The sequence below is a fragment of the Streptomyces sp. JJ38 genome, assembly GCF_019303475.1.
In the GTDB taxonomy this organism is placed as follows: Bacteria; Actinomycetota; Actinomycetes; order Streptomycetales; family Streptomycetaceae; genus Streptomyces.
In genome coordinates this window covers 162,078-188,627 of sequence record NZ_JABLSI010000013.1, presented here as the reverse complement: position 1 = coordinate 188,627, position 26,550 = coordinate 162,078, and the positions used below count along the sequence as shown (strand labels likewise).

The window sequence follows — 26,550 nt, the reverse complement described above, 5'->3', positions numbered from 1 at the left end:
CTCCCTTGGCCATCACCGCTCTGCCCCCCGACACCGACGCCGACATCGCGCGGGTTACCGAGGCCCTCGCCATGATCACTCCGCGATGGAACGTGCGGATCATGCTGGCCCTTTCCGGCCCGCCGCTGCGCTACAGCGAGATAGCGGCCAAGGTGTCCTGGCTGCAGAGCGGCCAGCTCCATCCCAAGCTGCGGGCCCTGTGCGATGCCGGCCTCGTCCAGCGCACCGAGCACACCTCGCGCCACGTCACCTACGGCCACACCGACCGCGCGACAGCGCTGCTGCCGGTACTGCCGCTGATCGTCACCTGGGCCGAGACGCATCTGGAGAAGACGGACCGGCCGCTGCCGGCGATCGAGCAGATCGAGGACAGCCTCACCCTCCTCACGCGGCGGCACGCCGCCGCCATCCTGTGGGTGCTGAAGTCCCGTGGAGAGGCCAGCGGCCGGACGCTTGCCAGGGTCGCCATGCCCGGCAGCGACTGGACCAACGTCTACCCGCCGCTGCGGCAGCTCGTGGCCGACGGCCTGGTCGACACCGACGGCCTCGGGCAGCCCTACCGCCTGTCCGACGCCGGCGGCGGCCTGGCCCCCGTCTTCGGGGCGCTGTCCGCATGGTCTGCCGGACAGCCGCTCTCCCAGGCCGTCCGGCACCCGGTCTGGGGACGCCCGGATGCCGCGCCCGCTCCCACTACGTGGGTCAGTAACCAATCACTGCTGCCGGCCCCAGCTGCACGCCCGGCGCCGGTCCGAGTGGGCCACACCTCGCCACCGACGTGGCAGCACCGCGATCTGTTCTCCCACGCCACCCCCGCCCGCCCGAAGACGGCACTCCCGGCGGGAGGCCCGCGCCGATGACCACCGCACCCTCCACAGCCGACGTCCGCCACGCCTGCACGGTGCTGTCGTCACCGGCGCTGATCCGGCTGATCACCGAGATCGACGACAACGGCCCCATCCCGCCGCGCGGGCTGGCACGCACCCTCGCCGATCTCCCTGTGCACCGCCTCCGTCAGGCTACGGACCTTGCCCGCGCCCTCGGTCTCGTCCGCCCCGGCTCCGGTCTCGGCCTGACCGCGCCGGGGCTGGAGCTGGCCGACATCTACGACGCGAGCGCTCGCTGGGCACGCCGCCACGCCTACCCGGCCGCAGTCTGCGACTTCACCGGCCGGATCCAGCACACGCTTGCCGCCCTGGCCGAGGCACCGGTCGTCGCCGCGGACGGTAGTCCTCGCGCTGCAACAGACGGTCCGCTGCCGAGCGCGGACGCCGTCGCGGACCTCGCCGGGCCGCGCGACCTGCTCCTCCAATGGCTACACACCAACCCGCAGGTCGCCCAGACCGCGCCGGCCGCGTGACGGCACACACCGCCCGGCACGCCCGCCGCACCGCCCCAACCCTGCTACGCGGCATCTACCTGCCCCGAAGCGCCGACGGCGCCGCGTTCGCGATGACCACCTACGGCATCCCCCTCCTCGTCCTGGCGACCACCGGCTCGGCGACGTTGACGGGGCTCGCGTTCGCGCTGGAGTGGCTGCCGCGCTTGGGTGCGTTCACCGTGGCCGGCACGGTAGTAGACCGCTACGGCACCGCCCGCGTCTTCCGTATCGCGTGCGTCATCCGGGCCTTGGTCGTCCTCGCCGCGGCTTTCCTACTGACGGTTCTCGACACCGCGGAGCCGACGGCAACGGTCACGGTGATGGTGCTTGCTGCGGTGACCGGCGTCGTCACCGAGTTCAGTTACGTCGCGGCCGAGACCGCCGGCGGCGAGGCAAGCCGCACAGCCGGAGCGCGAGCGCACCGAGTGCAGTCCGTCCTGCTGGGGATCGACCAGACGGCGATGCTCGCCGGGCCGCTGGTCTCGGGCCTGCTGCTGGAGCACGGAGGGCCGGCCGCAATGCTCGGGGCGCTCGCCGGCTTCTCCCTGCTCGCCGCCACGCTCGGCGCCCGGCCGCAGGCTGCCCCGGCCGGTGCCACGGCGGCGCCGGGAGGGCTTCGGACGGGCTGGGCAACGCTGCGCTCGCGGCCTGCCCTCGCCTGGCTGGTCGGCGGCCTCGTCGTCTCCAACTGCGCCATCGCCCTTCTCCAGGCGGCCATGCCGGTGATCGTGGTCACCGAGCTGGGGCACTCCAGCACGGACGCCGGACTCATCTGGTCCGCAGCGGCCCTCGCCTCCCTGCTCGCCATCACCGCAACCCGCCGTGCCATCGACCACTGGGGCCTGTGGCCGGTCGGCGCCGCAGCAGCCGCCGTCGCCGCCTGCGCAACCCTGGCCGTCGCCCAGGCCGACACCTACCGCGGCTACCTGCTGCTGATCGCCGTCCTCATGGCAGGCGAAGGGGGCCTCACCGTCGTCCTTCGCACGCTGCGCTCCCACCTGATCCCGCCCGACGTCTTCGGCAGCACCCTCAGCCTCACGATCTTGCTGCTTCTCCTGCCCTTCCCTGCCGCGGGCCTGCTCGTCGCGGCCGTCCCGCCCGCCCAGCTCGGGCACGCCATCACCGCCGCCGCCCTCGTGCAGGCCCTCGGCCTCGCGACCGCCTTCGCCCGGCTGCGCACCTTGGCCGCAAGCCCGGCTTGACCTCCCGGAACGAGAGGATCCCCACCGCTCATGTCCCCCACCACGCAGGACGGGCTGCCCGGCCTCGGGCTCACGCACCGGGACAGCCCGACGATCAGCGAGCAGTTCCACGCCTTCGACGCCCAGCACCCCTGGGTCTACCGGGCCCTGGAGCAACTCGCTGCCCAGCGCCTCGCCGGAGGCGCGAAGCGGGTCGGGATGAAGGCTCTGTTTGAGGCCCTGCGCTGGCGCCACCCGCACGGTGTGAAGGGCCTCAACAACAACTACACCGCCCTGTATGCGAGGCGGCTGCTTGCCGAGCACCCGCAGTGGGCCGCCGCCATAGAGGTCCGACGCCGACGAAGCCCGTGAAACCGATGCATTCCCGGCCACCATCCCACTCTCTCCGAGGAGCTTGTTCTTGTCCGAACGTCCCGTCGTCTTGGTCGTTGCCGCGGCCGATATGGAAGCCGAGGCATACCGCGGCTACTGCCTAGAATCCGTGGCTGCCGTCTACGACGTGGTCCTCATCACCGGCGAGGAGCCGTCGTGGGAGGTGCCGCACATCCGGGACTGCGTGGTCGTGCCCGATCCGACCGACGAGGCCGCGCTGTCTGCCGCCGGCCGTACGCTGGCCGAGCGCTACGACCTGGCCGGGGTGCTCACCTGGACCGAGTGGTACCTCGTCCCGGTTGCCCGCCTCGCCCGCCAGCTGGGACTGCCCACCACCGCGCCCGAGGTCATGCAGACCTGCCGCAACAAGGCCACCGCGCGCACGCTGTTCGCCCGCCATGGTGTCCCATCGGCCGCCTCGTGAACGTCCGTAGCCTTCAGGAGGCGCACGCCGCAGCCGAGCGAATCGGCTACCCGGTCGTCCTGAAGCCCGCCGCGCACGCAGCCAGTCTCGGCGTGATTCGCGCCGACACTCCCGACCAGCTCCCCACCGCCTACGAGGTAGCCCACCGGGCCGTCGGTTCGGGCGTTGAGAGCACGAGTGTCCTGGTCGAGGAGTATCTCGACGGGCCGGAGGTCTCGGTCGAGTGCGTCACCTACCGGGGCGAGACCACCGTCGTCGCGGTGACCCGCAAGACCGTCAGCGCCCCGCCGTTCTTCGAGGAACTGGCGCTCTCCGTCGATGCCGCCGACCCGCTCCTCGACACCGTCGCTCCCGCCGCACGGGCCGCGATTGACGCGCTCGGGATCACCAACGGCGTCAGCCACGTCGAGATGCGCCTCGTGGGCGGCCGACCCCGGCTCATCGAGGTCAACGGCGGCATCGCCGGGGACATGATCGGCCACCTCGTCCATCTCGCCACCGGCATCGATCTGCCGAAGGCAGCAGCCGACATCGCCTGCGGCCGGGCACCGGACCTCACCCCGACTCGTCGCAGGGCGGCCGGGATCCGCATGCTCTACCCGGCCGACTCCGGCACACTCACCAAGCGGCACATCAACCAGCAGTTCGCCGCCCACACCCCGTGGCTGCGGCAGATGCAATGGCTCCGCGAGATCGGCGACCCGCTCCTCCTACCGCCCGACGGCGACCTGTTCGCCGCCCGGGCCGGGTTCTACATCGTCACCGGCCGCGACACCGGCAAGGTCAACGAGCGCCTCGACACCGCCGCCGGCGAGATCACCGTAACCACACGGGCGGGCCGATGAGCCCCCAACTCGATCCGCGGCACGACATCGACGGCGACGTCTACGTCTCCCCGCGCTACCTCGCCTCCACTACCGGGATCGGTGACCCCGCCCTCGCCCCGCTTCTCGAACTCGGCTGGGAACTCCAGCACGACGAGGACGGCAACGTGTATGTGAGCGCCCCCGACCGGCGCGTACGCCTGGGCTACCTGCCCGAAGGCGAGGACGACGGGCTCTGGCGCATCAACGCCTACAAGGACCCGTTCGGCCCGCCGACGTGGGGCGTCTGCTTCAACGACCGCGTCCCCACCGAGTTCGTGGCCGCCTTCACCGCCGCACTCGCCACGGCCTACGAGCAAGGGCCGGACGCCTACCTCGCCGCGCCCGACCCGAGGAACACAGACCACGATCCGTTCCTCGCGGTGGCGCCGCTCATCCAACGTGGCTGGCAGTTCGACCTCCCCCGCCGGGGCGTGTTTGCAGTCCAGTCCGCCGACGGGTACGCGGGTCTGGAGTTCACCACCGGAGACCTCGATCCGGAAGCCGAGCTGACCACCCGTGACGCCCGCTGGAGCCTGTGGGCGGGAACCTCAATCGAGCGCCCCGCCTGGTATGCCACCGCCAGCACCAACACCCCCGTTGCCCTGCTCCAAGCCGTCACCGAGTGCGTCTCCGATCCGGCCCCGCTGCCCCGCTGGCGGGAGGACACCCACAGCTACGTCGAGGGCATGGCCCAGCTCACCACCATCCTCCCGCCAGGCCCGCCGGCCCCGACCCCGCTCGAGGTACAACGGGCCGTCGCCCGCCGACCGGCCGCGCTCCCCGCCTCCAGCGTGCCGCGCTGGAGCACCATCAGCCGGCAGGCCCTTCCCGGTCCGCGCCACTGACCTGCACAAGGAGGCCACATGTCAATGTACGCCCGCGAGTTCTTCGACCAGATGGGGCTCCCTTTCGCCGACTGCGCCGTAGTGGGCACCACCTACTACGCCACCCCCGTTCCCGACGGTCCCCTGCGGCTGCGGATCGACTTTTGCCGGACTATCCGCGCCAACGAGTACGACGGCCTGCGAGTCGCCACCATTCACCCAGAGCAGGGGGAACTCGACGCGGCCGTCCTGCGGTTCGATGACCATAAGACCTTCAACCATCGCGACGCGACACTCGGCCGCACACCCCAGGAGTCGGGGTACGGCACATTCCAGGAGTTCCGCGACCGACCCGACTGGGTGCCGTGGGAAGGTGCCCTCACCAGCGGGTTGCGCGACGCCATCGAGCAGTACACCGCCGTCTGGTTCCCCGGTGCTTGGACAGGGTCCGTCCCGGGACGCGCTGCGGGCCGCATCACCCGCAAGAACCTCCCGCCTCCTCCGGGCCCTGGCCCTGGTCCCGGCCGGTCCCGATGACCTCCCCACCACCTGAATCAAGGAGCCCCTTTCTCGTGCAAGCTCGTATCATCCGCGGCGCCGTCCGATCCGCTGCCCTCGCCGCTGCGGTGACCGGCACCCTCACCTGGACGCCGACCGCCACTGCCCAGTCGGCCGAGCCGACGCCCTCCGCCTCCGCAGCTCCCTCCGAGACCCCCGCACCCGACGCGGGGGCTGTCGCCATCACCAAGAAGGACCCGGCCGGCGACCCCCTCGCAGGAGCCTCGTTCCTCCTCCTGGACACCGCCGGGCAGGAGGCCGGACGCGGGAAGACCGACGCCCAGGGGAAGCTGACCTTCCCCGACCTCCCTCCGGGCGTGTACCGGCTCAAGGAGACTTCCAGCGGCAGCCCTCTGCACGACGTCATCGACGACCAGGACATCATCGTCACCCCCGGTGCCACCGCCCACCTAACGCTCACCGACCCGTTCAAGGCTGCGCAGGTCGTCTTGAAGGCCAAGGACAACAACACCGGCAAGCTCCTGGCCGGTTCCACAGTGAACATCGGCAGCGGCGACAAGACCCTGCTCACCCTCACGACCGGCCCCAAGGGCACAGCATCCGGCGAACTCCCTGTATCCAGCCGGAAGACGGAGTTCTGGGTCAAGCAGATCAAGGCACCCGAGGGCTACGACCTCTACAAGCCGACCAAGACATTCACCGCCGGCCCCGGCGCCCCGGTCACCGTGACCGTCACCAACGCCAAGACCCCAGCCACGCCCAGGCCCGATCCGTCGGGGAAGCCGACGGATAAGCCCACCGACACCCCCTCCACACCCGCGGACAAGCCGAGCGAGGGAGGCACCGGTGGGCCGAAGCCCACCCCGGCGGGCACCGGCACGCCGGACGCCGACTCCTCGCTCGCCCCCGCAGCAGACGCGGGCGACGACACGACGTCGAAGGCTCCAGCCGACTCCCTCGCCCACACCGGCGCCGACACCACCCCGTGGCTCGTCGGTGGCGCCGGCCTCCTCGTCGCCGTCGGCATCAGCACCGTTGTCGCCACCCGCCGCCGCACGGCGGCCGAGCCCGGGCCGGACGGCACTGGCGAGACCCGCTGACCCAGCGACCACTCCTCGCGGGGCAGGCCCCCGGGAAGCTCTGACACCGTTGGCCAGTGCAGCCCGTTGAGTTCTACTCAGCGGTGCCGGAGGCTGCCAAGTGCGAGCACGGGCTCGTGGAGGGGTGGGAGATGGTGGTGGGCGGCGCCACCGCCCCGATGCGCGGAGGGCACGTTCGCCGAGCGCGACGTGACCCGCTGCGCCCTCACAGGGGCGACGACCCAGTGGACTGGCCGCAGGTGAAGGCCGAGCTCACGACGTACGCGCCGATGAACACGGTGCGTCGTATCGCTGGCGAGCCGATGCTCCCGCCTTACTGAGCCGGGCGTCTCCACCAAGGGGCCTTCGCGTCCTGCCCGGCTACAGCGCGGACGAGATCTGCCACGACGCGCAGTGCTTCCTGAGCCTCCGGTAGCGCCGCAACACTCGGTAGGTCCTGTGCGGCTCCCGAGTCGACGAGCAGTGCGACCAGACGACCATCCATCCGGTTCAGATGATGGACGTCCAGCGTGGCCAGCATGTCGCCGATCGCTTCCTGGGGAATCTCCGTGCCTTCGCGGGGGCCCAGCATCTTGAGTGCCTTCAGGTCGGATCGGCCCGGCGTCCACTGTCCGCTGTCCATCTCTGCTCTCAGGGCCTCAGCCCGCGTCCGCAGTTCCCGCATGCCCTCAGGTCCCAGACTCATGGCCAGATCCTGACACAAGCCCTGCGGGCGTTCCGAGCGGTGGAGGCGATCTCGGACAACGCCGCATTTGATCTCAAGGGGACAGCAGCGTCCGCTGGGTGCACTGAGGGGATGGGTGAAAGGATCGGGGCGTGAGTGAGATAGCCAGACGGCTCAGCAGCGCTCCACGGTCGGACCTCCGTGCTCTCGACCGGGTCTGTGAGGAGGTGGCCGCAGAACTGATCGCCACGGGCACGACGCCCGACTTCGTCATCTCCTCGGACTTCGCCACTGACGCGTTTCTGATCTGTGCCGACCGCTACTGGCGGCGCCGCTTCCTCGCCGAGCCCAGCCTCGACACCGCTGTCCAGTGCGCTCTGTGGCTCGCCGAGCACGCCGAGCCCGAGCACCGGCGGATGATCGAGGAGAGGTGGGGTCTTGGTTTCGGGTTCGTGACGTCCGACAGCGTGGACACCGACACGGCCGTGGAGGCGGTGACCGTACAGATTGAGCAGCGCGGCGAGCAGGCGGCTGACGTCGCCTACTTCGCCTGCTTGTACCAGGCCGGGAAACTCCGCACGAACTTCGCTTTCCGACAGCTGTACCGGCTGCTCGCCTACAGTCGGCTCGCCCAGGCCGCCGCCCACCGGCGTACGGAGCCGGTGCTCACCGCCTTGCGGAGTATGGCCGCGTTCGGCGACCGCACCTACACTCCCGACCACGCCCTTGACCTGATGCGGGAGGCATGGACGCATCCCAGCCGCGGTCGGGCGGCGGTGGACGTCTGCCTCAACGGGCTCGCCAACTCCAGGCCCTTCCCCGGGCAGGGCGAGGTCCTGGTCGAGCACGCCCGGCAGGCGATCGCCGAATACCCCGACGATCACGGGATGCATTACTGGCTGGCCATCGGCCACCAGCTCTCCGGCAACTACGAGGAAGCCGGCACTGCGATCGACGATGCCCTGCACCTCCTCCCAGCCCACGGCAGCCGGGGCAGCCACGGCCTGCTGCTCGAGCAGTACCGGCAGCGCCGTATGGCGATCCACGACCACCACCGGCTCGCTCGGCCCCCGAAGGCCGTCGAGAACGGGCCCGGGACGGAGGCGGGCCGGGATGGCGGAGAAGAAGTCCGGCCGTCAACGGGCTTGCCGAGCAGGTGGCTCGCGGTGAAGTGGGCGGCTGCGGCCCTGCCGATCGTGCTCCTGTCCGCGCTACTCGGGCAGCTCGTCGGGCCCAGCACCGGTTCGAGGCGCGCTGTGGTGGCGGTCGCGGCCGTGGCAGCTGCCGGGGCCACCGTGGCCTGGCTCCGGTTCCTCGCCAAGCAGCGCGACCGATCACAGGTCCGCCGCAGCAGGTGACGAGCAACACCTCGCCAGCCGCCGTGCTCACCGCCACCGGCCCGAGCCGTATAGCGGGTCAGGACGTACGAAGTTCGAGCGCGGCCAGGAGGAGAGCTGTCGCGGAGCACGCCTCAGTCACACGGCCAGCGCGGACAGCGTCGATCACGGAGGCGAGGTCCCACCAGCCCGTGGCCATGTTGATCTCGGTGCTGTCCCGGCGTTCGGTGCCGGGACGCAGACCCGTGGCGAGAAAGAGGTAGGTGCGAGCGGCTGTGATCGCCGGGAGCGGGTCAACCACGCTGAGGAGGGACCAGCTCTCGGCCTTGTACCCGGTCTCCTCGGCCAGCTCTCGCTTGGCTGCGTCCAGGGGCTCCTGGCCGTCAGCGCCGCCGCCGGGCAGGAGGAGGCAGCGGCGACGCTGGAGGTAGAAGTCGTCCTCCACCATCAGAACCCGGCGCTGCTCATCGAGCGCCACGACGCGGACGCCGTCGGAGACCTCGATGTGCTCGTAGATGCCCGTAGCGCCGTCCGGCTGGACCACGGTGTCACGCAGCACCTTCTTCACGAACTGGCCTTGGTGCAGGATCTCCCGGCCCGTCATCGCCCAAGTCATGTCCTCGCCCTCCTCGCCCCTTCTGTAGATCCCTGGCGGACGGGCCCACCGTAGGTGGCGACGCTGGCGGCGGTTCCCCGATCACCCCAGCCGTGGCTGGCTCAGGCCCAAGGCTCGGGCATGGTTGGCCGACGTGGCGGGAAGACGTGGGCGGGGTCACCGCAGAGCGCGGAAATGGTCTCCAAGGCTGTGTGGTTCCAGGTGCGCAGGGTGTGGCGGCGTTGTCGGGCGTTATCGCGGAGTTCCTCCTGGAGGTCGGTGTCGTCGAGCCACTCACGTAGCGCGGAGGTCCATGCGCTGGTGTCCCAGTCCAGGAGCCGGCCGGGGTGGCGGCGCGGGCGCCCGCCGGTGGGGGTGACACGGTCGGGGATGGTGCCGAGCGCGTCGGGCATTCCGCCGGTGTAGTGGGTGAATACGGGAGTGCCGTACGACAGTGATTCTGTGATCGCCATGCCGAAGGCTTCGCGCCGTGAGGGATGCAGGAGGAGGTTGGCCCACCGGTAGGCGGTCTCGAGATCTGTGCCGTGGAGTGGCCCGGTGAGCGTGATCCTGTCGGCGAGCCCGGCTTCGTCGATAAGGCTCAGCAAGGTGGCGACGTGTCCGGGATCACGGTGCGTGGGGCCGACGATCCGCAGCTCCCAGCGGGGATCATCAGCGAGCGGCGCGAGGGCGGATACCAGCCGGTCGTGGCCCTTGACCGGTGTGACGGCGCCGACAGACAACCACCGCCCACCCGTGGAGCGGGCAAGCTTCGCCTGGGCGGTGACCAACGCCTTATCGTCGAGGTCGGTCACCGTCTCCACGTCGAGCACGAGCCGCTCCCCACCCGCGTCCACGGCCTGCTGGGGCAGATGGACTCCGGGGGCGGCGACGTGGACTTTCTCCCGCTCAAGTCCGTACCGCCCAAGAAGCTGGGAGGCGGTGTGCAGGCTGGTCGCGATGACGGTCGTCGCGCACCGCAGCGCCCGTGCTTCGGACGCTTCCAGAGCCCGCCCCACCGCGGGGTCAAGTCCGATCTCGTCGGCGAGCGGCATATGTACGAGCACAACGACCCGCAGCCGCCGCCCCTCCGACTCAAGGATCTGTGGGGCCGCACAGCCAATCAGGCCGTCGATCATGACAGTGGCGCCGTCCGGCATCGCGCCCAGCACTTCCGCGAGCGCGCTCTGGTGATCCTCGGTCGGCCGGGGCCAATCCCCCGCCATCAGGCACATCTGGAGCTGCCAGCCGCACTCCGCCAGTGCCCGTTCCACCTCGAGGTCGTAGCGGTTCCCTCCGCTGGGATTGGCCGGATCGGCCACCGACTCCGGAACCACGAACCACACCGAAAACACCTTCGCCCCCCTCATCTCCGCCGTGCTGCTGGCTGCCGTCACGCCGGTGATCGGACTCCCGGCGGCCGAACCCAGGCAGTGACGAAAAGCTCGCCTTCACCCGCTCCGTCGAAACATCTCGCGGGCATCCCATGTCATCCGGCGTGCGCTTACGCCGTGAGATCAACCTCATCAGACACCACAACTAATGTGGCGAGACCAGCTCATATGGCCGGGATCCATTCGAAGGATTGGATCGTGCCGCCAACAGTGGCGAGCGCCTAACCACAACGCGTATGAGCCTGGGGGCGGTGCCGTGTAGCCAGCACACAAAGGGAGGTTCACGTGCGCTACGACCTCGTCGATGTCTTCACTTCGCGTCCGCTGGCCGGAAGCCAGCTGGCCGTCTTCGCCGACTTCGCCGTCAGCGCCGACGGTCGATCAGGTCTTTGATCCGCTGGATGATGTCGCCACGTCCGACGATCGGGTGCTTGGGTTCTCTCAGGAACACGTTGTCCTGCTTCGGATCGCTGTGCCGGGGAAGGTCCGTTGACGCGATCAGTAGTTCCTGGAGCTGATGCCTCCCCTGCGTGAACGGCTGAGCGCCCGTTGCCCGAGCGACCGCCATCCTCACCCGAGCAGCGTCAAGCTCCCAGTCAGTCGTGACGTGCCCCTGATCGCATTCGTGGGTGGCCTCGGGGCCGTCTACGCGCACGGTGCGCGCCTCGTCGTTGTGCACACAGCGGAGCCCCCTCATGCTCGTGGCGGTCACGATCTGGACCCGATCGGCGGCGACGACGAGGGGGCCAGAGGCGACCTGCGGTGCGTTCACCTGGCCGTGGGCCTGGCTCGGGAAATCGGCGAACAGACGGGAGAGCCGGGCGGCCGCAGCTCGCATGGGGGACGGGCCAGGGCGGGGAGGCTCGACATCGTCGGCCAGCGCGCTCACGCCGAGACGGCCGACGTACTGGTCGTGGGCCGAGTTGAAGATGTTCCATAGCGGTGTGTTCCGCGTGGCGGGATCGTATCCCTGACCGCTCTCGGCCAGGGCTCGGTCGATCTCGTCGACAATGCGAGGCTCTCGGTCTGCTGGCTCATCGAGAGCCTCGCGCAGTTCAGCGATCGGCACGTCCCGGGGCAGGCGATCGCCGGTGTACGTGCGGGCGAACAGGAGCAGGGACAGCGTGGACAGGTCGGCGGCGGGGTAGCTCTCCCGATCCCAGCGCTGGTCAACGAGGAGGCGAGCTGCTTCATGGACCGCGGCGCTCCAGGAGGCCGGCGCGGAGGAGGGGAGCAGCAGGCTCATCTCCAGGCCAAGGTCGTATGCGCCCTGAACAGGGTACTTCGTCGTCGGGATGTCAGACATGGCTTCCATACTGCCGATTATCTACTGGCGACATAGATAGAATGGGGAAACAGTACGGCCCGGGCCGCCTCCCTCGACGGCTACCGACGGCTCGGCAGCCCCGAAAGACACGCCTGCCGAGTGGACCGGGCATCGGCCCGCGGCGGTCCGGCCTAGAGAGCCCGTGACGGACTGATGGCGGCCACGATGGGCAGCCGCCGTCGCGGCACCCACACTCCCGCTCGGTCATGGGTCAGGCTGTGCGGGTCCAGGATGGCGGCGATCTCGCCCTCCCCGAGGGATTCTGCGGCCAGAAGGGCGCGGGTGAGGGCATCGACGGCGCGCTCGGCAGAGGGGTCGGCCAGGAGCCGGATGCTGTCGCGGATGGCCTGATCGATGTCGGCGACATAGCCGCTGGTGACATACGACTGGGCGTTCGCGAGGTCACCGGATGCGCAGAACTGGCGGATGCACTTCTCCAGCTCGGGGTGGCTGTATCCCGCCTTCTGTAGCCGGGCCGCCGGGAACGGTCCGGCGCCGACGCAGACGACGACGAATTGCTGGGCGTCTGCGGTGCCGGTGGAGCTGTAGGTTCCGCCGGCGACCTCGTCGCGACTCCTGGCCAGGGCGACCCGGGTGGGGGTCATGCCCACCAGACGGGTCAGGACCGCATGTGTTGCTTCGTGCACGGCTGCAGACTCTCGCCACACCTCCTGCGGCAGGAACTCGTGACACCACACGTCTGCCTGGGAGCCGGGCGCGGTCTGCAGAGCCTGCGGGTTCGCCGTCAGGAACTCCTCGTGGACCCGGAGGTGGGTGCGCGATGCCTCGTCGCGGGTCGGCGTCGGGGCGTTGCCGGGAGCCGTCATCGGCGTTCCCCGAGAGGGACCGTAGCCAGGTGCTCCCAGGTGATGTGCCGGTTGTCGTGCGACTGAGCGACCAAGCTGATGCTGGTCACCGGGAGCGTAACCGGCTCGCCAGGAAGGTCGGACAGCGCCACCTTCAAGGCAGTCCTGTCCGCCTTTGCCGCCTCGGCGTCCGCGTAAGCGAGTGAGGCATGTGGATAGTGCGCCGCCGGAATCACCGGAAAGCGCCCGCCGGTGACTTCAGCATCGATCCTCGTGGTCAGCTCCCACAGGCGCCTGGAACGCTCTCCGGGCCATGCCGTCAGCTCAATGGCCACATTCCCAACCGACGGCCGGCCGTAGGTCAGCTCGAACGGGGTGATGGAGACGCACTCCTTCGCGACCCGGGCGGTGATCTCGTCGATCTCGCCGGGTCGGTATTCGGTGATCGGGCCGCCGTGCATCAGCGTGGTGTGCAGCCACCGGGCCTCCACCCGCGCGAGGCCGGGGCCGCTGGTCAGCTTTCGGTACGGGCCCACGAGTCGGTCTTCGACGACATCGGCCGGGAAGAGGATGTGCCAGTGCAGATCCGCTCTTCCGGCGGGCCAGGAGGCATTGCGCGTGCGCACCCTCGCGAAGAAGTCGTCCATGTCCAACACGCTACCTGGCAGGCCGGATCCCCGAGCCGTGTTCGACCAAATCCAGAGCTCACGCCTCCCCGACGACGACTCCCTCCGGCCGCAGGCTTAGGTCACCCAAGCCAGGCCGGCGAGGTCGAGGGTGACGCTGACCGCGGCGTGGTCGGAAAGTCCCTGGTCTACAGGCTCCATGTGGACGGTGTCGTCGGTGACGCGGGGGCGAGCGGAGGGCTGACCAAGACGAAGTCCTAGCCCGGCGGGCCACACCCCTTTCTCGAACTCACCGGTTGCGGCGGACTGCCCCTCGCGAAAGTCTTGTTGCAACACGCCTTAGCGGTAGGTCCAGGTCGCAGCGGTGTCGATGGCGCCGGTGTCGATGCGGGATACGAGGCCGTGGTGGTCGCTGGCGTCCTTCGGCTCGTTGAGTAGACGGTAGTCGGAGACAGCCCCCGCCAGCGGGCCGGAAACCCACGCCTGGTCGATCCGGTCGTCCGTTCCGGTCGGCGCGATCAGCGCCGTGTCCTTCCTCTGTGACTTCTCGAACAGGTGCCAGGCGACGTCGACGTATCCGTTCTGGGCGAGTTTGCGTGCCACGCGGCGGTCGGGTTCGGGGGGCGTGGTCACCTCGAAGTCGCTGTCGGGCAGAAGGGTGCGCGACCCCAGGTTGTACGGCCTCATCTCGGAGAAGTCTGGGAGCGGATGCCTGGATGAGGCCGGCGCGTAGTTGATGTCCCCGCCGAGGACCGCGAACGGCCCGTACTTGTAGCAGCGGGTGGCGGCGTAGTTGGCTTCGATGAGCGCTTGCTCTGCGGACATGGGCGTGAAGTGGACCGGCATGAAGCTCAGGGGTGCCGGGAGGCCGGGGATCTCGAAGCTGGTCACGGCAATGCCGTGCAGAACTTCGAGGCCGAAGTCGGCGTTGTGGCGGACCCAACGGCCCAGAACCTCTCTGCGGTAGAGCAGCGCGGTGCCGATGCCGCTTCGTGACGGGGGCAGAGGGGCTGTGTCGAGATCCAGGTCGGCCATGGCGCGGGCGAGCTGCTTGTGGCCGTAGCGGTCCCATCCCGCCGCCTCGCACAGCAGGACGACGTCGACGCGCTCCGCGGCCCCGTTGATCCGCTGCGCCAGCTGGGGCCATCGGTCCTGCGGGTTGCCGTCGCCGTCCTGGAGGCCGCCCATCCCCAAGTTCTGTATGACTACTGTCAGTTGCATGCCTACCCTTTCTGGTGCACGGTGCGAGTCGTAGGGATTGTGTCTGTCGGCGGGGGCGGCACCGGGGGCCCGGCGCGGACCCGTGCCTATCGCTGGGGCACGATGCCCTCCTTCTCCAGGAGCTGGGCCTCCAACTCGGCGATGCGGCGGTCGGCGAAGCGTGCGTTGTCGCGGAAGGGCGGCCAGCCCGCATCCAGTTCGGCATGGAGGGCGGCCTCGGCGCGGTCGAAGCGGGCGGTCTCGATGTCAAGCAGGTCGTGGGTTCCCTCGCGGCTGCGGGCTGATGGGACCGCCGGGTATCGGAAGTCGCCGAATGGCTCGTTGCGGTGCAGCACCGTATGGTTCCCCTTCCTCCAGCGAATCTGTCATCGTCGGATCGAGCGAGCCGTCCGCCGCGATGCGCTTCGAGGCTGCTCAGCGGTCCGGATCGTCGCTCCATAGGAGGACGTGGCTACGGAGGGAGAGGCCGTAACCCCGTGACAGGGCGGCGTCCGCGATCTGCTGGGCTGTGGTGATGTTCGTGGGCCCGTCGGAGCCTTCCGGCATCACCATCACGCGTTGCACCGGCACCGGCACGTCCGTGGCGTGAAGTGCCGCGAGGACCGTCGGCTTGTACCGCTTGGAAAGCCGGTTTCCACTGCTCGCCGTCTCGATGTGCACCTCGTTGCCCCAGTCACGCAGTTGCTGCAGCACGGGGAACAGGGCCTGCTGCTGCATCATCGGCTCTCCTCCAGATACCACGATGATGGTCGAACGCGTCTGGATGTCCCACAACTTCCGTAGACCGGCGAGGACATCGACAGGCTCCATGAGCTTCAGGCCGTACGCCGGGTCGTCCCGATCGTAGCGGCGTCCACTGCGGGTCTTCGCCGCCTTCTCATCGGTGACTGCCCACGTGTACGCGGTGTCGCAGAACGTACATTCCAGGTTGCAGTCGAAGACCCGCACGAACAGGCAGTGCCGGCCTGCGGCACTGCCTTCCCCTTGGATGGTGGGTCCGAATAATTGGCTGATCTTGAGCACCTGTGCTCCCCTCGTACGCCGGACTGAGAATGAGCTGGTCTGCCCCGGGAGACGGAGGCTTACCGGGCCTTGCCGAGGTGCACGGCCGGGATCGTCTCCAGGTCGGTGGCCTCGACCTCGGCCAGGAGGTAGTCCGCCAGGCCCGGGGGAGCTGAGTGCCCACCCACTGGTGCACCCACCCGGCCAGCCACCGCTCGTCCGTTCCGGCTTCAACACCTCCGTCGAGCCGGTCCAGGTCCTTTCCGCGCAACGGGCCTTCCGCTCGCTCCAGAGCGGCGGCCGCCGTGCGCAGCCGGGCTGCGGCGTCCTCAGTGAGGAGATCAAGCGGCGCGAGGACCTCGATCCGGATGCGGTAGTCATGCCGGTGGTGCCGGCCCTGCCCGCAGGGGTGATTCCTGAGCTGTGCCGGCATGATGTGGTGCGCGGAGACCTCGATCACGTGGACGGATGTCACCTGCCCGTGCCCGGAGCCCGCGGGGGTCTGCCGCCCGGCCGTGGTGCGAGACAGATAGGCGGTGTACTCCTGGCGGACATACCGGTGCGGGGCGTCGTCCCACCGGCTGTCCGTGGGCGGAATTTCTCCACGCCACAGGCCGCTTTGCGCGTCCTGCTCCCGCAGGGCCTGCGCCGTGGTGTGGGCGTTCTCCTGCTGCTCGGGTGAGGCGTAGTCGGCGAACGCGAGAACCGTCCGGTCGTGCAACGCAGCGCGTACCAGCAGCAGTTCACGGCTCAGGGCTGGATGGACATCCCCAGTGATCTGCTGGACCCGGTGGTGGGCCTTGAGTGATTCGGCCGCCCGGCGGTGTGCTTCGCGTGAGGGACAGTCGGCTGGCTGCGCCGCGGGCGGTGCGCCACTCTCGTCCACCGGATACGGGAGAGATGTGAGGCGCTCGAGCGCCTGCTGCAGAGTGGGGATGGTGCGCAGCCGCTCACCGACCGTCTCGCCGTGCTCGGCGTGGGCCCGGATCACGCGGTTCGTCAGCGCAGTTACCGCATCCTGAACGGCGAGCCCGTCCGGGTCCTTGGTGGTGAGGAGGCGCCCCAGGAGTTCGGGGGCCTGAGGCCAGATGACGTCGTCCTCGGGGACAGCCTGTTGCAGGACATCCAGGTCCGGGGCGGTGACGAGTTGGACCGCCGGCTGGAGCGGAACGCAGCCGGGCCCCGTCGGGGGTATCCAGGCCCTGTTCGATCGCGGTCGCGTGCAGCGCGGCCGCGAGCATGGCGGTCACGGTCGCGATCAGCTCGTCCCGGTCGGGCGCCGCTTTGCGCTGAACCGAGTGAGCCACTCGCCGACGCGGCAGCGCAGTCCTGCCTCCTGGCCGTCGACCGGACCGACCCGCCATTTTCCCAGCCGCCCGGCTCACCGGCGGACCGGGCCCCGTGATGATGCACAGCGGGACCCCGGGACGGCAGCGGTAGTAGGATGAAAGCATCTGCTTTCGGGGGAATTGCGCAGGTATGAAGAGGTGCAGCGGGCGTGGTCGGCCCCGTGACCTGGGGTTTCATTCTTGGCCCGCTCCCGTTTTCCCCGCCCGGGAGATGCCATGCCGACTCAGAAGATCCCCAGCCCCTTCCCGGACCAGTTCTCCGACCGGCAGTGGGCCCGGTACGTACGCCAGGGCCGTGACCTGGTCGAGGAGGAGAGCCAGATCCAGTTCAAGCTGGGCGACATCTCCTTGAAGATGGTCGCCAGCGGGGCCCGCGACAGCGGCGTCTTCCGCGTCATGGACCGCTACGCCGACCTCATCGGCATCAACGTGCACACCCTGCTCGGCTACCGGCACGTCGCGCACGCATGGCCCAAGCAGCACCGCCAGCCTGGTGTCTCCTGGTCCATCCACCGCGCCCTGGACGCGCTGGAGGACCGCTTCGAGGTGATCCAGAACCCGCCCGGCGGCGCTGACCGCTGGACTGAGGACATGGCGCTGCGGCACGCCGGACGCCTGCCGCACCGCCAGCTCACCAAGGGCGAGAAGCTCGACCGGGTCCGGGTCCTGCTGCGGCAGGAGGAGAACGCGGTCGACGCCGTGGGAGAGCTGATCCGCCGGCCGGACGTGGCCGCGAAGGTGATGGACAACCCCGCCAACAAGCGGATCTTGTACCGGGCCCACCAAGAGCAGCGTCAGCAGGCCGAACAGGCGCGGTGGCAGGCCGCGTACACGCGCGTCGACGAGGAGGAACCCGCGGCAGAGGATGAGGGCATCCTTGAGGATGCCGTGGAGGAGGAGCCCGCCACCCAGGACGCGCTGCAGCAGCGCGAGCCGGCGGTGGACTACACCCGCGCCTCGCGTGAGGTGCTGGAGCTGCTGGGCATGGGAACGAGCTTCCTGGTCGAGCTCCAGCACGCCATACCGGACCTGCACGTCGCCGAGTTCACCGAGCGCGAGGTCCGGGCGATCTTGGACAACCACCGGCGCATCCGGGCTGCGCTGGACTGGTGCGACACCGTGGTGACCACGGGCGACAAGACCATGGACGAGGAACTGGCCCGGATCTTGGACGAAGGCGATGAACTGCCATGACCGCCCGCAAGACGGCTAAGGGAACGACCGGGCGGACCGCTCCGCCCACCCAGCGCGCGGCACCGGTGCCCACTCAGCACCTGGCCGAGGTCGCCTGGCACGTCATGGAGGACCAGGGCGAAGACGTCCTGGTGCCCCGGGAAGTGATCATTTCCCGCATCCATGCCAGCGACAGCCAGTTCGAGCGCTTGAAGGGGTACGTGCGCGACCACCTGACCATGGAGCACGGCAAGGCGTTCCTCGCCTACCGCGGCGGCTACATGATCACCACCGACCCGGCCAAGATCGCCGAGAACGTCACCTGGCGGCTGCGGCGCATCGACACCGAGCTGCGGCGCCTGCTGACCGGCTGGATCAACCCGCTGGGCTCCGATGTGAACAGGTACGAAGTGCTGTCCATGTACCAGGACGACATCGGCCACATGCTGCGCGTCTCGGAGAGGATGCGCAGTTCCAGCGCGCAGCTTCCCAAGCCCGTCAAGACCCGCACACGCCGCCGAAGCCGCGCCAGCCGGTGACGCCGAGGACCCGGCATGCCCCGACGGCAGCCGGCCCCAGGACCGGCCAGCGCCCGGACACTGCACCGGGCCCTGGAGGCCCTGGGCGCCGCTCCCCGAGCCGATCCCGCGCTGCGTCCGCGCGGCGCGAGGGAGGAAGACGCCGCCCTGCTGCTGGGCATCCTGCTGGCCAAGGTGGAACTGGACGCCGCTGTCCGCGCCGACCCCGGCCTTGAACCACCGGATGGCCTGGCCGCCCTTGTCAGCGGCTACCGGGCCATGACGGTGGACCAGCGGGCCGAGGGCGAGGAACTCCTGTGGCGGCTGCTGTCGCTGCGCCTGATCCGCACCGCCTCGGAGAGCAGCACCTTCGCATCACATCCCGACGAGCTGCTCGACGCCGCCGCGAACGCCGCGATGGCGGCGGCCAACCTCCTCAACGCCAAGTTCGCCGACCACGGCACCGACGGAACGTCTCCTTCGGACCAAGCCCTGGAGTCCGCTGTCGCCTTCTCCTCGGACGCGCACACAACCGCGGCGCACACCCTGGGCCGCCAGGCCGTGGCGGCCCTGACGGAGGCGGAGAGCCTGCCACCCAACACGTCCACGCGCCGACCCATATCGCCCATGGCGCGGCAGTGCGTGGCCGCCTACCTCGACACCCTCACCCGCGAGCAACTCCGGCACATCGCCGCACGCTGCGGCCGACGCGGCTACTCAACGATGAACCGGGAACAACTCCGCACCTTCCTTCTCGACCGCGCAGCGGCCGCCGCCCGAACCGGCGCCCGCAAGGTGACGTGACGAACCCAGACGACGACCGACGTCGGGTCAGCGGCGTGTGGCAGTGCGTGTCCAGCCAGCGCACACCGGTGCGCAGCCTGGCCCTGGCCGGGGCAGAGTTCCGGGCGCGCAGCCTACCGACGGGTGCTGACAGGCTGGCTGCGCTGCCGCCACGGCAGCGGTGGAGCGGCCTTGGCCTCCCGGCACTCCGGGCAGCGGCAGTGGCCGAACCGGTAGGCGCTCTTGCTCCCGTGGGCGAGCTCGGGGTCACGGCCGGCCATGAGTGCGGCGTCCAGTTGTTCGGCCCAGCCGGGGGCCTAGGCCCGGTTGCCGTGGACCTGTTGCTGTGTGATCTCCAGGTCCTGGCATACCTCGGTGAGGTGGTCCCCTGCGGCGAGACGATCAAGGAGCTTGGCGCGGACTGTTGTCCGGTACCCCGGCGGCCTGGAGCATCCTCGGCGCGGCGGTCAGCCACTCCCGCAACACCGCCCTGGCCGCCGCCCGCGGCGAGTACGTCGCCTCCTCGATGACGACGTGTACCTCCCCCAGCATCTGGCCGCCGCTCATCGCGCCCTAGACGAGTAAGGCATGGGCACAAACTATCGCCCCCGGCGTCTTGGTTGAGTGGCAAGACGGCTGGATTGGTTGTCAGAGGAACCAGTTCGCCTGCGGCAGACAGGGAAAATCCACGGAAGACTGGCCAACGGGGGCGGGGCATGTCAACGTAGACGACCCTCCAGGAAAGTGCCAGGTCAGAGAGGTGATGGCCCTGACTGTTGTTCCCCTGAGCCCCGGATTCTCCACTACCGCCGATGCCATTCGCCTGCGTGAGTGGCAGCTCGGCCCGGGCCAGCCCGCGCTCGTGATGGACCAGTTTTCGCCCAACGACTTCAACCTCGTCGTTGACGACCGCGCGGACGTGCATGTCAACTCCAAGGACGGCCGTTTCTACCTCGGGTGGTTTCCGCTCGGCCGTCCCGGCACCGACGGCGAGGGATGGAGGATCTCCGTCACCGGCACGGCCAAGGTGCGCGGCTACCACTTGTCGTTCGACACCGAGACGCCGGCCGAGATCGTGGCCGCCGCCGTGGCGCGCGTGTTGGAGACCTCGCGTCGCGTGTGACCGCGCAGGCGGACCCCAGGAGTCATCGCGCAGAAGGCGGCCGGCTGACTGTCGGCCGGTTCCATTGCTCACCGTTTTCTTCACCCCCAGGAGGCTTTTGTGACCCCGGAGATGACCGTCGGCGATCTCATCGACCTGCTGTCAGGTTGCGACCGGGACGCTCCGGTCCGCCAGGCCATGAACCCGTTCTTCCCGATGGCGCACCGCCTGGCGCAGGTCATGCAGTCCGTGGACGAGACCGGCAGGACCGTCGTCTACCTCGCCGAGGACCGCGACGAGAACACGCAGCTCGGCCATCTGCCGCCCGAGGTCGCCGTCGTCCTGGCCTGGCAGGGCCCCGTCCAGGCACCCCCACGCCGGTCCCGCCGCAGTGCTGGCCACAAGTAGAAGTATCGAGCCCTTGGAGGCGCCGCTGTACCCCGAATCCCCGCTCGACCCGTCCACCCCGCCCGGCGTTCAGCCCGCATGGGTCGGCCCCCGGCACTTGGCCGGCGACGACAAGCGCCTCTACGACACCGTCGCCGACACTCTCAGCGGCCTAGGCTGGACGAGCCTGACCATCGTCCGGGGTCGCCACGAGCCGGGCGAAGCAGACGAGGACCGCCAGGTCCTACGCAGCACCGTGCTGCACATCAGCCCCGACACCCTCCGGTGGGCCCAGTGGAGCCTGGCCGACGAGCCGTTCTACCTGGGGGACCTGCCGATCGCCTGGCAGATCTCTGCCCGCGCGGACTCGAGGAGTCCGCTCGCTCAGTGGTCGGCCTACTTCACCCCCGGCGTCCCGTGCGAGGCCGTGGCCGACTTCCTGGTCTCGCTCGACGCCCGCGACCAGTCCGCTGTGCCGCTCGCCGACCCCGAGCTGGTCCTGGATTCCGTCGCCGCACACGGATGGCTCCGCGACCTCGACCAGCCCCAGGCAGCAGCGACGGACCCGACGTTCACCTCGCATCTCAGCCTCGGCGAGGTGCCGCCCCTCATCCAGGACGGCGACCCGCGCGCCCTGACCATCGAGGCCGATGAGGCGGGACCGGCTGGGTGGCAGGCGTGGTGCGAGCCCGTGCTCGGCGCGCCGTGCCTGTGGGTGGCGTCCTTCAGCGCGAGCGTCCCGCACGACCTCGTCGCCGCCTTCGCCGCCTCCGTCAGCTCGACGGCACCGGTCCTGCGGCGGGTCCTGCCCGAGGCCACCCAGGACCGGCTCCTTCGTGCGCCGGTCATCTAGCGCCGGGCAGTCGCCCCTTTGCCCGACGCATACAGCCCGGCCTCTCCCGAGGGGAGGGCCGGGCTTCTTGCACGGATGCCCCGACCGTCAGGGTCGGGGCATCCGTGTGTCGGGGCCGGTCAGCTCGTCGCCGTGGCCTTGGCAAGCGCCTTGTCGAGGTGGCGGTCGACGAGGGCCGGTGAGCCGGAGACGATCAGCAGCAGACTGCCGTCGCGGATCGCGGTCTGCTTCATCACGGTGCTCCGTCCTCCGACGGAGAACGTCAGAAGCTGGCTCCACTGCTCGTCACCGAGGTCGTGGCGCGGGGTCAGCTTCTGCGAGCCCATGTCGATCGGGGTCCCGCCCGCGACGACCTGATAGCTCGGGCAGCCGGTCATGGCGTCGAAGATCCGGCTCATGCCGTCAGACAGCTTCTTCGCGCTGTCGCTGTACAGCTCCTCGGAGACCTCGGAGCTACTGCTGCCATGGGTGAAGGTGGCCTTCGCCTTGTGTGGGAAGGCGAGCGTGCCGCCGGTCGCTGCGTCGCCGCCCAGCTCGTTCAGCGCCGGGCAGCCGACTACGGTGACGTCGTCGTGCTGGGTGGGCTGCTCTGGCTTGCGCAGGTAGCCGCTGCCGAGATCGCTCTCGTCAAGCAGGCGCGTCTCCAACGCGGCCGACGAGAGCAAGGCAGTCCTCTGGGCGGCGTCGGCCGGTTTCTCGGCGCGGGCGGAGGGGGCGGCGTCAGGTTTCGTGCCCGTCGAGCAGGCGGGCACGGCGAGAAGAGCGATGGTGATGCCGAGGGCGGTGGTGGCGACGCGAACGCGCATGACGGAACTGGCCCCTTGGTGCTAGGTGGCGGGTGGTCAGTGCGGGCCCCGGAGCCCGACAGGGTTGTGTAGGAGTGGGGTTCAGTGGCCTAGGTGGCGCAGGCAGTCCTCGAACGTGGCATGCGTCGCGTCGGCTGGCCCGGAGCTCCGGTTGTACCAGGCGGTGTCGAGGCGGGTCTCCTGCTGCTGGTGCCCTTCGCGGCAGCGCAGCCAGATCTGGTCGCGGGTGGAGAGGATGAGCCAGTCCCGGTACGCGCCGCACTCGAAGCAAGCGACCATCTCGCCGTCGAGGACGAGCGGGTGCATCCAGGGCATCATCCTGCCGTCGAGCTGATCGTGGCTGGGCACCCGTAGCCCCGGCGGAAGGAAGTCGTCCACCGCTACGGTCGGCTCACTGCGCTCCGGCTCGGCCGGCGGCCCCCCGAGTCCTGGCGGGACCTGGTCCTGCAGCTGCGCCGACAGCTCGAAGAATCGGCGCTGCGCTTCGCTGGGCTTCGCCACCCGGCGGCGTATCCGGTGAAACACCCTGACGTCCTCCCCTGCCTCGACCTGCTCGCGTCATGATCGTGCCCTAGGCCACCGGGAGCTTCAATTCACAAAGCCAACAGTCACCTTCGAAGATGAGGCCAGACGGTCGTGGCGGAGTCCCCTCTCTTGGCGGTGTGCTGACACCGTGGTCCGGCACTTGAAGGGTTTACCGGGTCTTGCCAACTGGGCCCTCCCCGCGGCGACGTCGGTCAGATGCAGAGGGCCGGGATGTCGCCCTGCGTGTGGTGGACGGGCCACCTATGGTGCCGTTCGCCGGCAGTTCCGAGGCATCGGCGGGCAGGTCGGCCATCCGCCGCATCCGCCACACCAGCACGTCGCTGACCGACTCCGCGGTATCCAGTTCGCGGCGCTCGACCGCGTCGGACAGGAGCGTGGCCGTGTCGTGGCCGGCGGCTTCGGCGTCCGCGATGGCCGCGGCCAGGGCGTACCAGCCGGGCTCGGCGAGGATCTGCTCGGCCAGCCCGGGCAACGCCTCGCGCAGCACCACCGTCTGCCGCTGGAGCAAGGGGCGGCTCAGACGCCGGCCTCGCTGGTAGAGCACGCCGAGGGGCTGGGCGGCGGCTACTTGGTAGGCGGAGCGCAGGTGCTCGGCGGCCTGGCGAGCGGCGGCGGCCTGCTGCGCGTGGCCCTTCTTCGCGTGCCAGTGCACGGATGCCGTGACCAGGAAGAACAGCATGTCGATCGCCATAGCAGTGCTCGCGCCATCCTCACCTCGTCCAAGGGCGGGACCGCCGTGAACGAGGTCGCGGGCGGCCTGACGCAGGGCCCGGTCGTGTCCGTGTACGGCGCGGACGTGGGAGCGCGAGGCCCGTTCGAAGGCCGTTGCGGCATCGCGCAGTTCCCGGCGGGTGTGGGCGGCGGACGTTTTCGCGAGGGCGTCCAGGATCTCGCCGGCTGCGGCGATGTGGGCGGCGGCGACCGCGTCGTCGCCGTGTTCGACGACGAGCAGGGCCTGCCACGCGGCCGATGCTGTCCTGCGGCGGGCAGCGGCCGGAGTGACCGGCTCCGCACGACCGGCGTCCTCTTGCCGGGGAGCCGGGTTGTTCTGGGCGTCGCCGGACCAGCGCTCCCGGATGCGCGGCAGCGAGAGGTCGGGGGCGAGGCGCGCGCCAGGGTAGAACACCGGCTCGCCGTCCTTGTTTTTGTCGTCGGGCAGGGCGACCTTGTAGCCCAGGAGGTCCCCGGAGGGCGCGGCGCGCTTGCGGATGAGAAGGCCGGCACCGGCGAGCCGGTCGAAGAACTCCTTCTCGCTAGTCGCGCCAGCCACCGCCCGCCGCACTGTCTCACGCAGTTCCTCGCGGGCGGTGCGCTCCCGTCCCTGGCGTGTCGCCTTGTGGCGTTCGGCGCTGGTGGGCCGCTGAGCGGCTGTGCCGTCCCCGGGCGCGACCTCGTGGAGCCCGAGTTCCTTCTCGATGAGCCGGGCTTCGGCCTGGGCGCGGGCGCCGGAGCGGTAGTCGTCGGGACGACGGCCGTCCTCCCGCACGAGGGTGGCGACGATGTGGATGTGGTCGTCCGCGTGCCGTACGGCTGCCCAGCGGCAGCCGGGCTGTCCGTCACCCGGGTCGATACCGGCGGCGGCGACGATACGGCGGGCGATGGCGGCCCACTCCTCGTCGGACAGGGTCCGGTCTCTCGGGTCGGCGCGGACGGAGGTGTGCCACACGTGCTTGGCCGGACGAGCGTGCTCGGCGAGGGCCATCACGGGCTGGTCGAGAAGCTGCTGGAGGTGCTTGAGGGTGGCGTTCGGGTCGCGGCCGGGGTCGGGGGCCATGCCGTCGAAGGAGGCGACGAGGTGGGGGTCGACGTGTTCCTCATGCTTGCCGGGGCCGTAGAGGTAGGCGAGCAGGCCGATGGTCCGTTCGCCGGGCGGGTTGACGCTCGGGATCATGCTGCCTGCTGGTGTTCGAGGACGGCGGTCGCGGCGGCGTGCACCGCGTCGGCGGCCCGCCGCACGGCCACGAGGCTTGCCTCCAGCTGAGGGATGGCGGCATCGGCACCGGCGTTGAGGGCCTTCGTCACCTGGTTGAGGTTGCTGCCAGCCCAGCCGAGCTTGCGCCGGCTGTCGAACAGGGCGGTCAGCACATCGCGTTCGGTGGCGATCTCGGCGTTCGTTCGGTCGAGATCTCCGGCCGCAGCAAGCGCAGCACGGGCGAGGAAGCCGCCGACGGTCAGGTTGCACTGAGCGGCGGCGGAAACGATCAGGGCGTACTCGGCGTCGTTGAAGCGGGTCGTACGCAGGTGGCGGCGCTTCTTTTCGGGCGGCTGACGAGGACGCTGACAGGCAGGACGCTCACGAGGTCGACGATTCGGCTTGCGCTCCTCCTCCGGCTTCAATCCGCCCTCGGTCGAAGCCCCCAGGACCTGCGCCCCCCGGTGCAGGTCCTCTCCCGCCCCTTCAGGGGCGGACTTGGCGGAAGTACTACTTCCGCCCCAACTTGCTCGCTCCCAGACCGAGTTGCAGTCGACGGAAGGAGTGGGGGCGTGACGGTCTTCGTTCGAGTTCGTCATCGGGTTCGGGGCCTCGCCGAGCGGATACGGTGCTGAATGGTGGCGGCCAGCTCGACGATGTCGGCCGGCCCGGTGAGGACGTGCACGGGGCTATCGGCTCTGTGCTGGATAAGCCATTGGCCGTTCGGAACGCGGACTGCGGCATGCAGGAGCCCACAGCGGACCAGGACCTCAGCCCAGGCGTCGGCCTCGGCTGCCGTGGGCTTGGAGCAGCGGTTGGGACGGGGCCCCACAGGTTCCTCCTGGAGAGGGGCGGTGGCCCGGAACGGAGCCGGGCCACCGGGAGATGGGCGCTTACCTGCTGCCTTACGGTCAGCCGCACTCGGGGCAGCGCCCAACATGGCCGCTGAGCGCCCGCGCCATCCGCGCCTTCGTCGAGGCGGCGTGCTTCGCGCTGGACTTCGCCGACGGCCTGCCGGCGTGCCGCTCGGAGTGGGCGCTCAGGAAGCCGATCTCCCGCTCGTACTCCTCACGGAGGGTCGCGAATCGGGGGCAGGTCTTCATCCGGTGCTCCTTGTTCTCGTGGCGCTGCCCTCGCTCCGTAGTTGCTGGAGGACGAGGCTCAGCCGGTCGTTTCGGCCGCCCTTGAGTCCCTCGCGGCGGAGGATCTCCCGTAGCTGGACTCGGGTGACGGCCTCGTTGCCGTCCCGTTCAAGCAGGGCGGGTACGTGGGGGCGGACCTGCTCGACAAGGTGGTCCACGGACAGCTCCGGCTCGCGCGGCGCACGCTGCGGCTGTGCGTTCCGGGATCGGCCGCGCTTACCTTTGCCCTTGGCCTTCGAGGTGGGCTTCCGCCGAAGGGGAACCTTGTGTCCCCGGTCCCCGGTGGGTTCGGTCCCCGAGTCCGTACTGCTCGGTCCCCGGT

General features: G+C 69.9%; 32 protein-coding genes and 1 pseudogene (1 of these 33 cut by a window edge). 17 read left to right on the top strand and 16 right to left on the bottom strand.

What is annotated here, in order from left to right; translation table 11 throughout:
• The first annotated feature begins 5 nt into the window (after positions 1-5).
• The 8 genes and pseudogenes from HPT28_RS09430 (at position 6) to HPT28_RS09395 (ending at position 6,685) form a co-directional block, all read left to right on the top strand.
• Entirely contained in the window at positions 6-857 is an 852-nt protein-coding gene (locus HPT28_RS09430; RefSeq protein WP_219090513.1) for a winged helix-turn-helix transcriptional regulator, read from the top strand.
• Positions 854-1,357, top strand: a complete 504-nt coding sequence (locus tag HPT28_RS09425) for a hypothetical protein (RefSeq protein WP_219090512.1) — start codon at positions 854-856, stop codon at positions 1,355-1,357. The genes HPT28_RS09430 and HPT28_RS09425 overlap by 4 nt, the downstream gene beginning before the upstream one ends.
• A 92-nt stretch (positions 1,358-1,449) precedes the next feature.
• Positions 1,450-2,580: an MFS transporter gene (locus HPT28_RS09420; RefSeq protein WP_219090589.1), complete on the top strand. Its 1,131-nt coding sequence runs from the start codon at positions 1,450-1,452 to the stop codon at positions 2,578-2,580.
• 30 nt (positions 2,581-2,610) lie between these two features.
• Positions 2,611-2,931: a hypothetical protein gene (locus HPT28_RS09415; protein ID WP_219090511.1), complete on the top strand. Its 321-nt coding sequence runs from the start codon at positions 2,611-2,613 to the stop codon at positions 2,929-2,931.
• A gap of 91 nt (positions 2,932-3,022) precedes the next feature.
• A pseudogene (locus HPT28_RS09410) lies at positions 3,023-4,221 on the top strand (acetyl-CoA carboxylase biotin carboxylase subunit family protein).
• Positions 4,218-5,087, top strand: coding sequence for a DUF317 domain-containing protein (locus tag HPT28_RS09405; protein WP_219090510.1), 870 nt, complete (start codon positions 4,218-4,220; stop codon positions 5,085-5,087). Before HPT28_RS09410 ends, HPT28_RS09405 begins: the two are co-directional and overlap by 4 nt.
• An 18-nt stretch (positions 5,088-5,105) precedes the next feature.
• The gene (locus tag HPT28_RS09400) at positions 5,106-5,603 is read left to right on the top strand and encodes a hypothetical protein (RefSeq protein ID WP_219090509.1); all 498 of its coding nucleotides are present in this window, start codon (positions 5,106-5,108) and stop codon (positions 5,601-5,603) included.
• A 35-nt stretch (positions 5,604-5,638) separates the two neighbouring features.
• Positions 5,639-6,685 (top strand): SpaA isopeptide-forming pilin-related protein, encoded by a 1,047-nt coding sequence (locus tag HPT28_RS09395; protein ID WP_308119141.1) that lies wholly within the window; start codon positions 5,639-5,641, stop codon positions 6,683-6,685.
• A gap of 313 nt (positions 6,686-6,998) precedes the next feature.
• Here HPT28_RS09395 and HPT28_RS09390 read toward each other — a convergent pair whose 3' ends face one another.
• Positions 6,999-7,307 (bottom strand): hypothetical protein, encoded by a 309-nt coding sequence (locus tag HPT28_RS09390; protein WP_219090507.1) that lies wholly within the window; start codon positions 7,305-7,307, stop codon positions 6,999-7,001.
• Between the two features lie 194 nt (positions 7,308-7,501).
• Here HPT28_RS09390 and HPT28_RS09385 point away from each other — a divergent pair, with 194 nt between their 5' ends.
• Entirely contained in the window at positions 7,502-8,707 is a 1,206-nt protein-coding gene (locus tag HPT28_RS09385; RefSeq protein ID WP_219090506.1) for a hypothetical protein, read from the top strand.
• A 58-nt stretch (positions 8,708-8,765) separates the two neighbouring features.
• On the opposite strand, the gene HPT28_RS09380 is transcribed toward HPT28_RS09385, so the two are convergent.
• The 8 genes from HPT28_RS09380 to HPT28_RS27620 all read right to left on the bottom strand — a co-directional run bounded on the left by HPT28_RS09380 (position 8,766) and on the right by HPT28_RS27620 (position 15,678).
• On the bottom strand, positions 8,766-9,302 hold the full coding sequence (locus HPT28_RS09380) for an NUDIX domain-containing protein (RefSeq protein WP_219090505.1): 537 nt from the start codon (positions 9,300-9,302) through the stop codon (positions 8,766-8,768).
• A gap of 101 nt (positions 9,303-9,403) precedes the next feature.
• Positions 9,404-10,678: a glycosyltransferase family 4 protein gene (locus HPT28_RS09375; protein WP_219090504.1), complete on the bottom strand. Its 1,275-nt coding sequence runs from the start codon at positions 10,676-10,678 to the stop codon at positions 9,404-9,406.
• Between the two features lie 361 nt (positions 10,679-11,039).
• Positions 11,040-11,990, bottom strand: a complete 951-nt coding sequence (locus HPT28_RS09370) for a hypothetical protein (protein WP_219090503.1) — start codon at positions 11,988-11,990, stop codon at positions 11,040-11,042.
• Between the two features lie 143 nt (positions 11,991-12,133).
• A complete protein-coding gene (locus tag HPT28_RS09365; RefSeq protein WP_219090502.1) occupies positions 12,134-12,829 on the bottom strand; it encodes a hypothetical protein in 696 nt (231 codons plus the stop codon).
• The gene (locus HPT28_RS09360) at positions 12,826-13,455 is read right to left on the bottom strand and encodes a 2'-5' RNA ligase family protein (RefSeq protein ID WP_219090501.1); all 630 of its coding nucleotides are present in this window, start codon (positions 13,453-13,455) and stop codon (positions 12,826-12,828) included. The genes HPT28_RS09365 and HPT28_RS09360 overlap by 4 nt, the downstream gene beginning before the upstream one ends.
• Before the next feature lie 318 nt (positions 13,456-13,773).
• A complete protein-coding gene (locus tag HPT28_RS09355; RefSeq protein WP_219090500.1) occupies positions 13,774-14,655 on the bottom strand; it encodes an endonuclease/exonuclease/phosphatase family protein in 882 nt (293 codons plus the stop codon).
• An 86-nt stretch (positions 14,656-14,741) separates the two neighbouring features.
• Entirely contained in the window at positions 14,742-14,990 is a 249-nt protein-coding gene (locus tag HPT28_RS09350; RefSeq protein ID WP_219090499.1) for a hypothetical protein, read from the bottom strand.
• A 79-nt stretch (positions 14,991-15,069) separates the two neighbouring features.
• On the bottom strand, positions 15,070-15,678 hold the full coding sequence (locus HPT28_RS27620) for a 7-carboxy-7-deazaguanine synthase QueE (RefSeq protein WP_219090498.1): 609 nt from the start codon (positions 15,676-15,678) through the stop codon (positions 15,070-15,072).
• A gap of 169 nt (positions 15,679-15,847) precedes the next feature.
• Between HPT28_RS27620 and HPT28_RS27615 the strand changes: the two genes are divergently transcribed.
• The 4 genes from HPT28_RS27615 to HPT28_RS09325 all read left to right on the top strand — a co-directional run bounded on the left by HPT28_RS27615 (position 15,848) and on the right by HPT28_RS09325 (position 19,501).
• A complete protein-coding gene (locus tag HPT28_RS27615; protein WP_219090497.1) occupies positions 15,848-16,339 on the top strand; it encodes a hypothetical protein in 492 nt (163 codons plus the stop codon).
• Between the two features lie 883 nt (positions 16,340-17,222).
• Positions 17,223-18,200: a DUF6192 family protein gene (locus tag HPT28_RS09335; RefSeq protein WP_219090496.1), complete on the top strand. Its 978-nt coding sequence runs from the start codon at positions 17,223-17,225 to the stop codon at positions 18,198-18,200.
• Positions 18,197-18,718 (top strand): hypothetical protein, encoded by a 522-nt coding sequence (locus HPT28_RS09330; protein ID WP_219090495.1) that lies wholly within the window; start codon positions 18,197-18,199, stop codon positions 18,716-18,718. The genes HPT28_RS09335 and HPT28_RS09330 overlap by 4 nt, the downstream gene beginning before the upstream one ends.
• A gap of 15 nt (positions 18,719-18,733) precedes the next feature.
• A complete protein-coding gene (locus HPT28_RS09325; protein WP_219090494.1) occupies positions 18,734-19,501 on the top strand; it encodes a hypothetical protein in 768 nt (255 codons plus the stop codon).
• A gap of 113 nt (positions 19,502-19,614) precedes the next feature.
• Here HPT28_RS09325 and HPT28_RS09320 read toward each other — a convergent pair whose 3' ends face one another.
• Positions 19,615-19,761 carry a hypothetical protein gene (locus HPT28_RS09320; protein ID WP_219090493.1) on the bottom strand — a complete coding sequence of 49 codons (147 nt, stop codon included), beginning with the start codon at positions 19,759-19,761 and terminating at the stop codon, positions 19,615-19,617.
• A gap of 143 nt (positions 19,762-19,904) precedes the next feature.
• Here HPT28_RS09320 and HPT28_RS09315 point away from each other — a divergent pair, with 143 nt between their 5' ends.
• The 4 genes from HPT28_RS09315 to HPT28_RS09300 all read left to right on the top strand — a co-directional run bounded on the left by HPT28_RS09315 (position 19,905) and on the right by HPT28_RS09300 (position 21,822).
• Positions 19,905-20,057: a hypothetical protein gene (locus tag HPT28_RS09315; RefSeq protein ID WP_219090492.1), complete on the top strand. Its 153-nt coding sequence runs from the start codon at positions 19,905-19,907 to the stop codon at positions 20,055-20,057.
• A 186-nt stretch (positions 20,058-20,243) separates the two neighbouring features.
• Positions 20,244-20,603: a DUF317 domain-containing protein gene (locus tag HPT28_RS09310; protein WP_219090491.1), complete on the top strand. Its 360-nt coding sequence runs from the start codon at positions 20,244-20,246 to the stop codon at positions 20,601-20,603.
• Positions 20,604-20,714: 111 nt separating this feature from the next.
• A complete protein-coding gene (locus HPT28_RS09305; RefSeq protein WP_219090588.1) occupies positions 20,715-20,990 on the top strand; it encodes a hypothetical protein in 276 nt (91 codons plus the stop codon).
• A 13-nt stretch (positions 20,991-21,003) separates the two neighbouring features.
• A complete protein-coding gene (locus tag HPT28_RS09300; protein WP_219090490.1) occupies positions 21,004-21,822 on the top strand; it encodes a DUF317 domain-containing protein in 819 nt (272 codons plus the stop codon).
• Between the two features lie 119 nt (positions 21,823-21,941).
• Here the strand turns inward: HPT28_RS09300 and HPT28_RS09295 are convergent, their stop codons facing one another.
• The 6 genes from HPT28_RS09295 to HPT28_RS09270 form a co-directional block, all read right to left on the bottom strand.
• Entirely contained in the window at positions 21,942-22,628 is a 687-nt protein-coding gene (locus tag HPT28_RS09295) for a hypothetical protein (RefSeq protein WP_219090489.1), read from the bottom strand.
• A gap of 81 nt (positions 22,629-22,709) precedes the next feature.
• Positions 22,710-23,153: a hypothetical protein gene (locus tag HPT28_RS09290; RefSeq protein WP_219090488.1), complete on the bottom strand. Its 444-nt coding sequence runs from the start codon at positions 23,151-23,153 to the stop codon at positions 22,710-22,712.
• Between the two features lie 169 nt (positions 23,154-23,322).
• Positions 23,323-25,065, bottom strand: coding sequence for a relaxase/mobilization nuclease domain-containing protein (locus HPT28_RS09285; protein ID WP_219090487.1), 1,743 nt, complete (start codon positions 25,063-25,065; stop codon positions 23,323-23,325).
• Positions 25,062-25,511 (bottom strand): hypothetical protein, encoded by a 450-nt coding sequence (locus HPT28_RS26730; protein ID WP_306824597.1) that lies wholly within the window; start codon positions 25,509-25,511, stop codon positions 25,062-25,064. The genes HPT28_RS09285 and HPT28_RS26730 overlap by 4 nt, the downstream gene beginning before the upstream one ends.
• 486 nt (positions 25,512-25,997) lie before the next feature.
• The gene (locus HPT28_RS09275) at positions 25,998-26,189 is read right to left on the bottom strand and encodes a hypothetical protein (RefSeq protein WP_219090486.1); all 192 of its coding nucleotides are present in this window, start codon (positions 26,187-26,189) and stop codon (positions 25,998-26,000) included.
• On the bottom strand, positions 26,186-26,550 hold the final stretch of the coding sequence (locus HPT28_RS09270) for a hypothetical protein (protein ID WP_219090485.1). Its footprint extends 1,210 nt past the window's final position; 365 of the gene's 1,575 nt are visible here — the last part of the coding sequence; its start codon lies beyond the right edge, outside the window — the gene reads right to left on this strand; it ends in the stop codon at positions 26,186-26,188. The genes HPT28_RS09275 and HPT28_RS09270 overlap by 4 nt, the downstream gene beginning before the upstream one ends.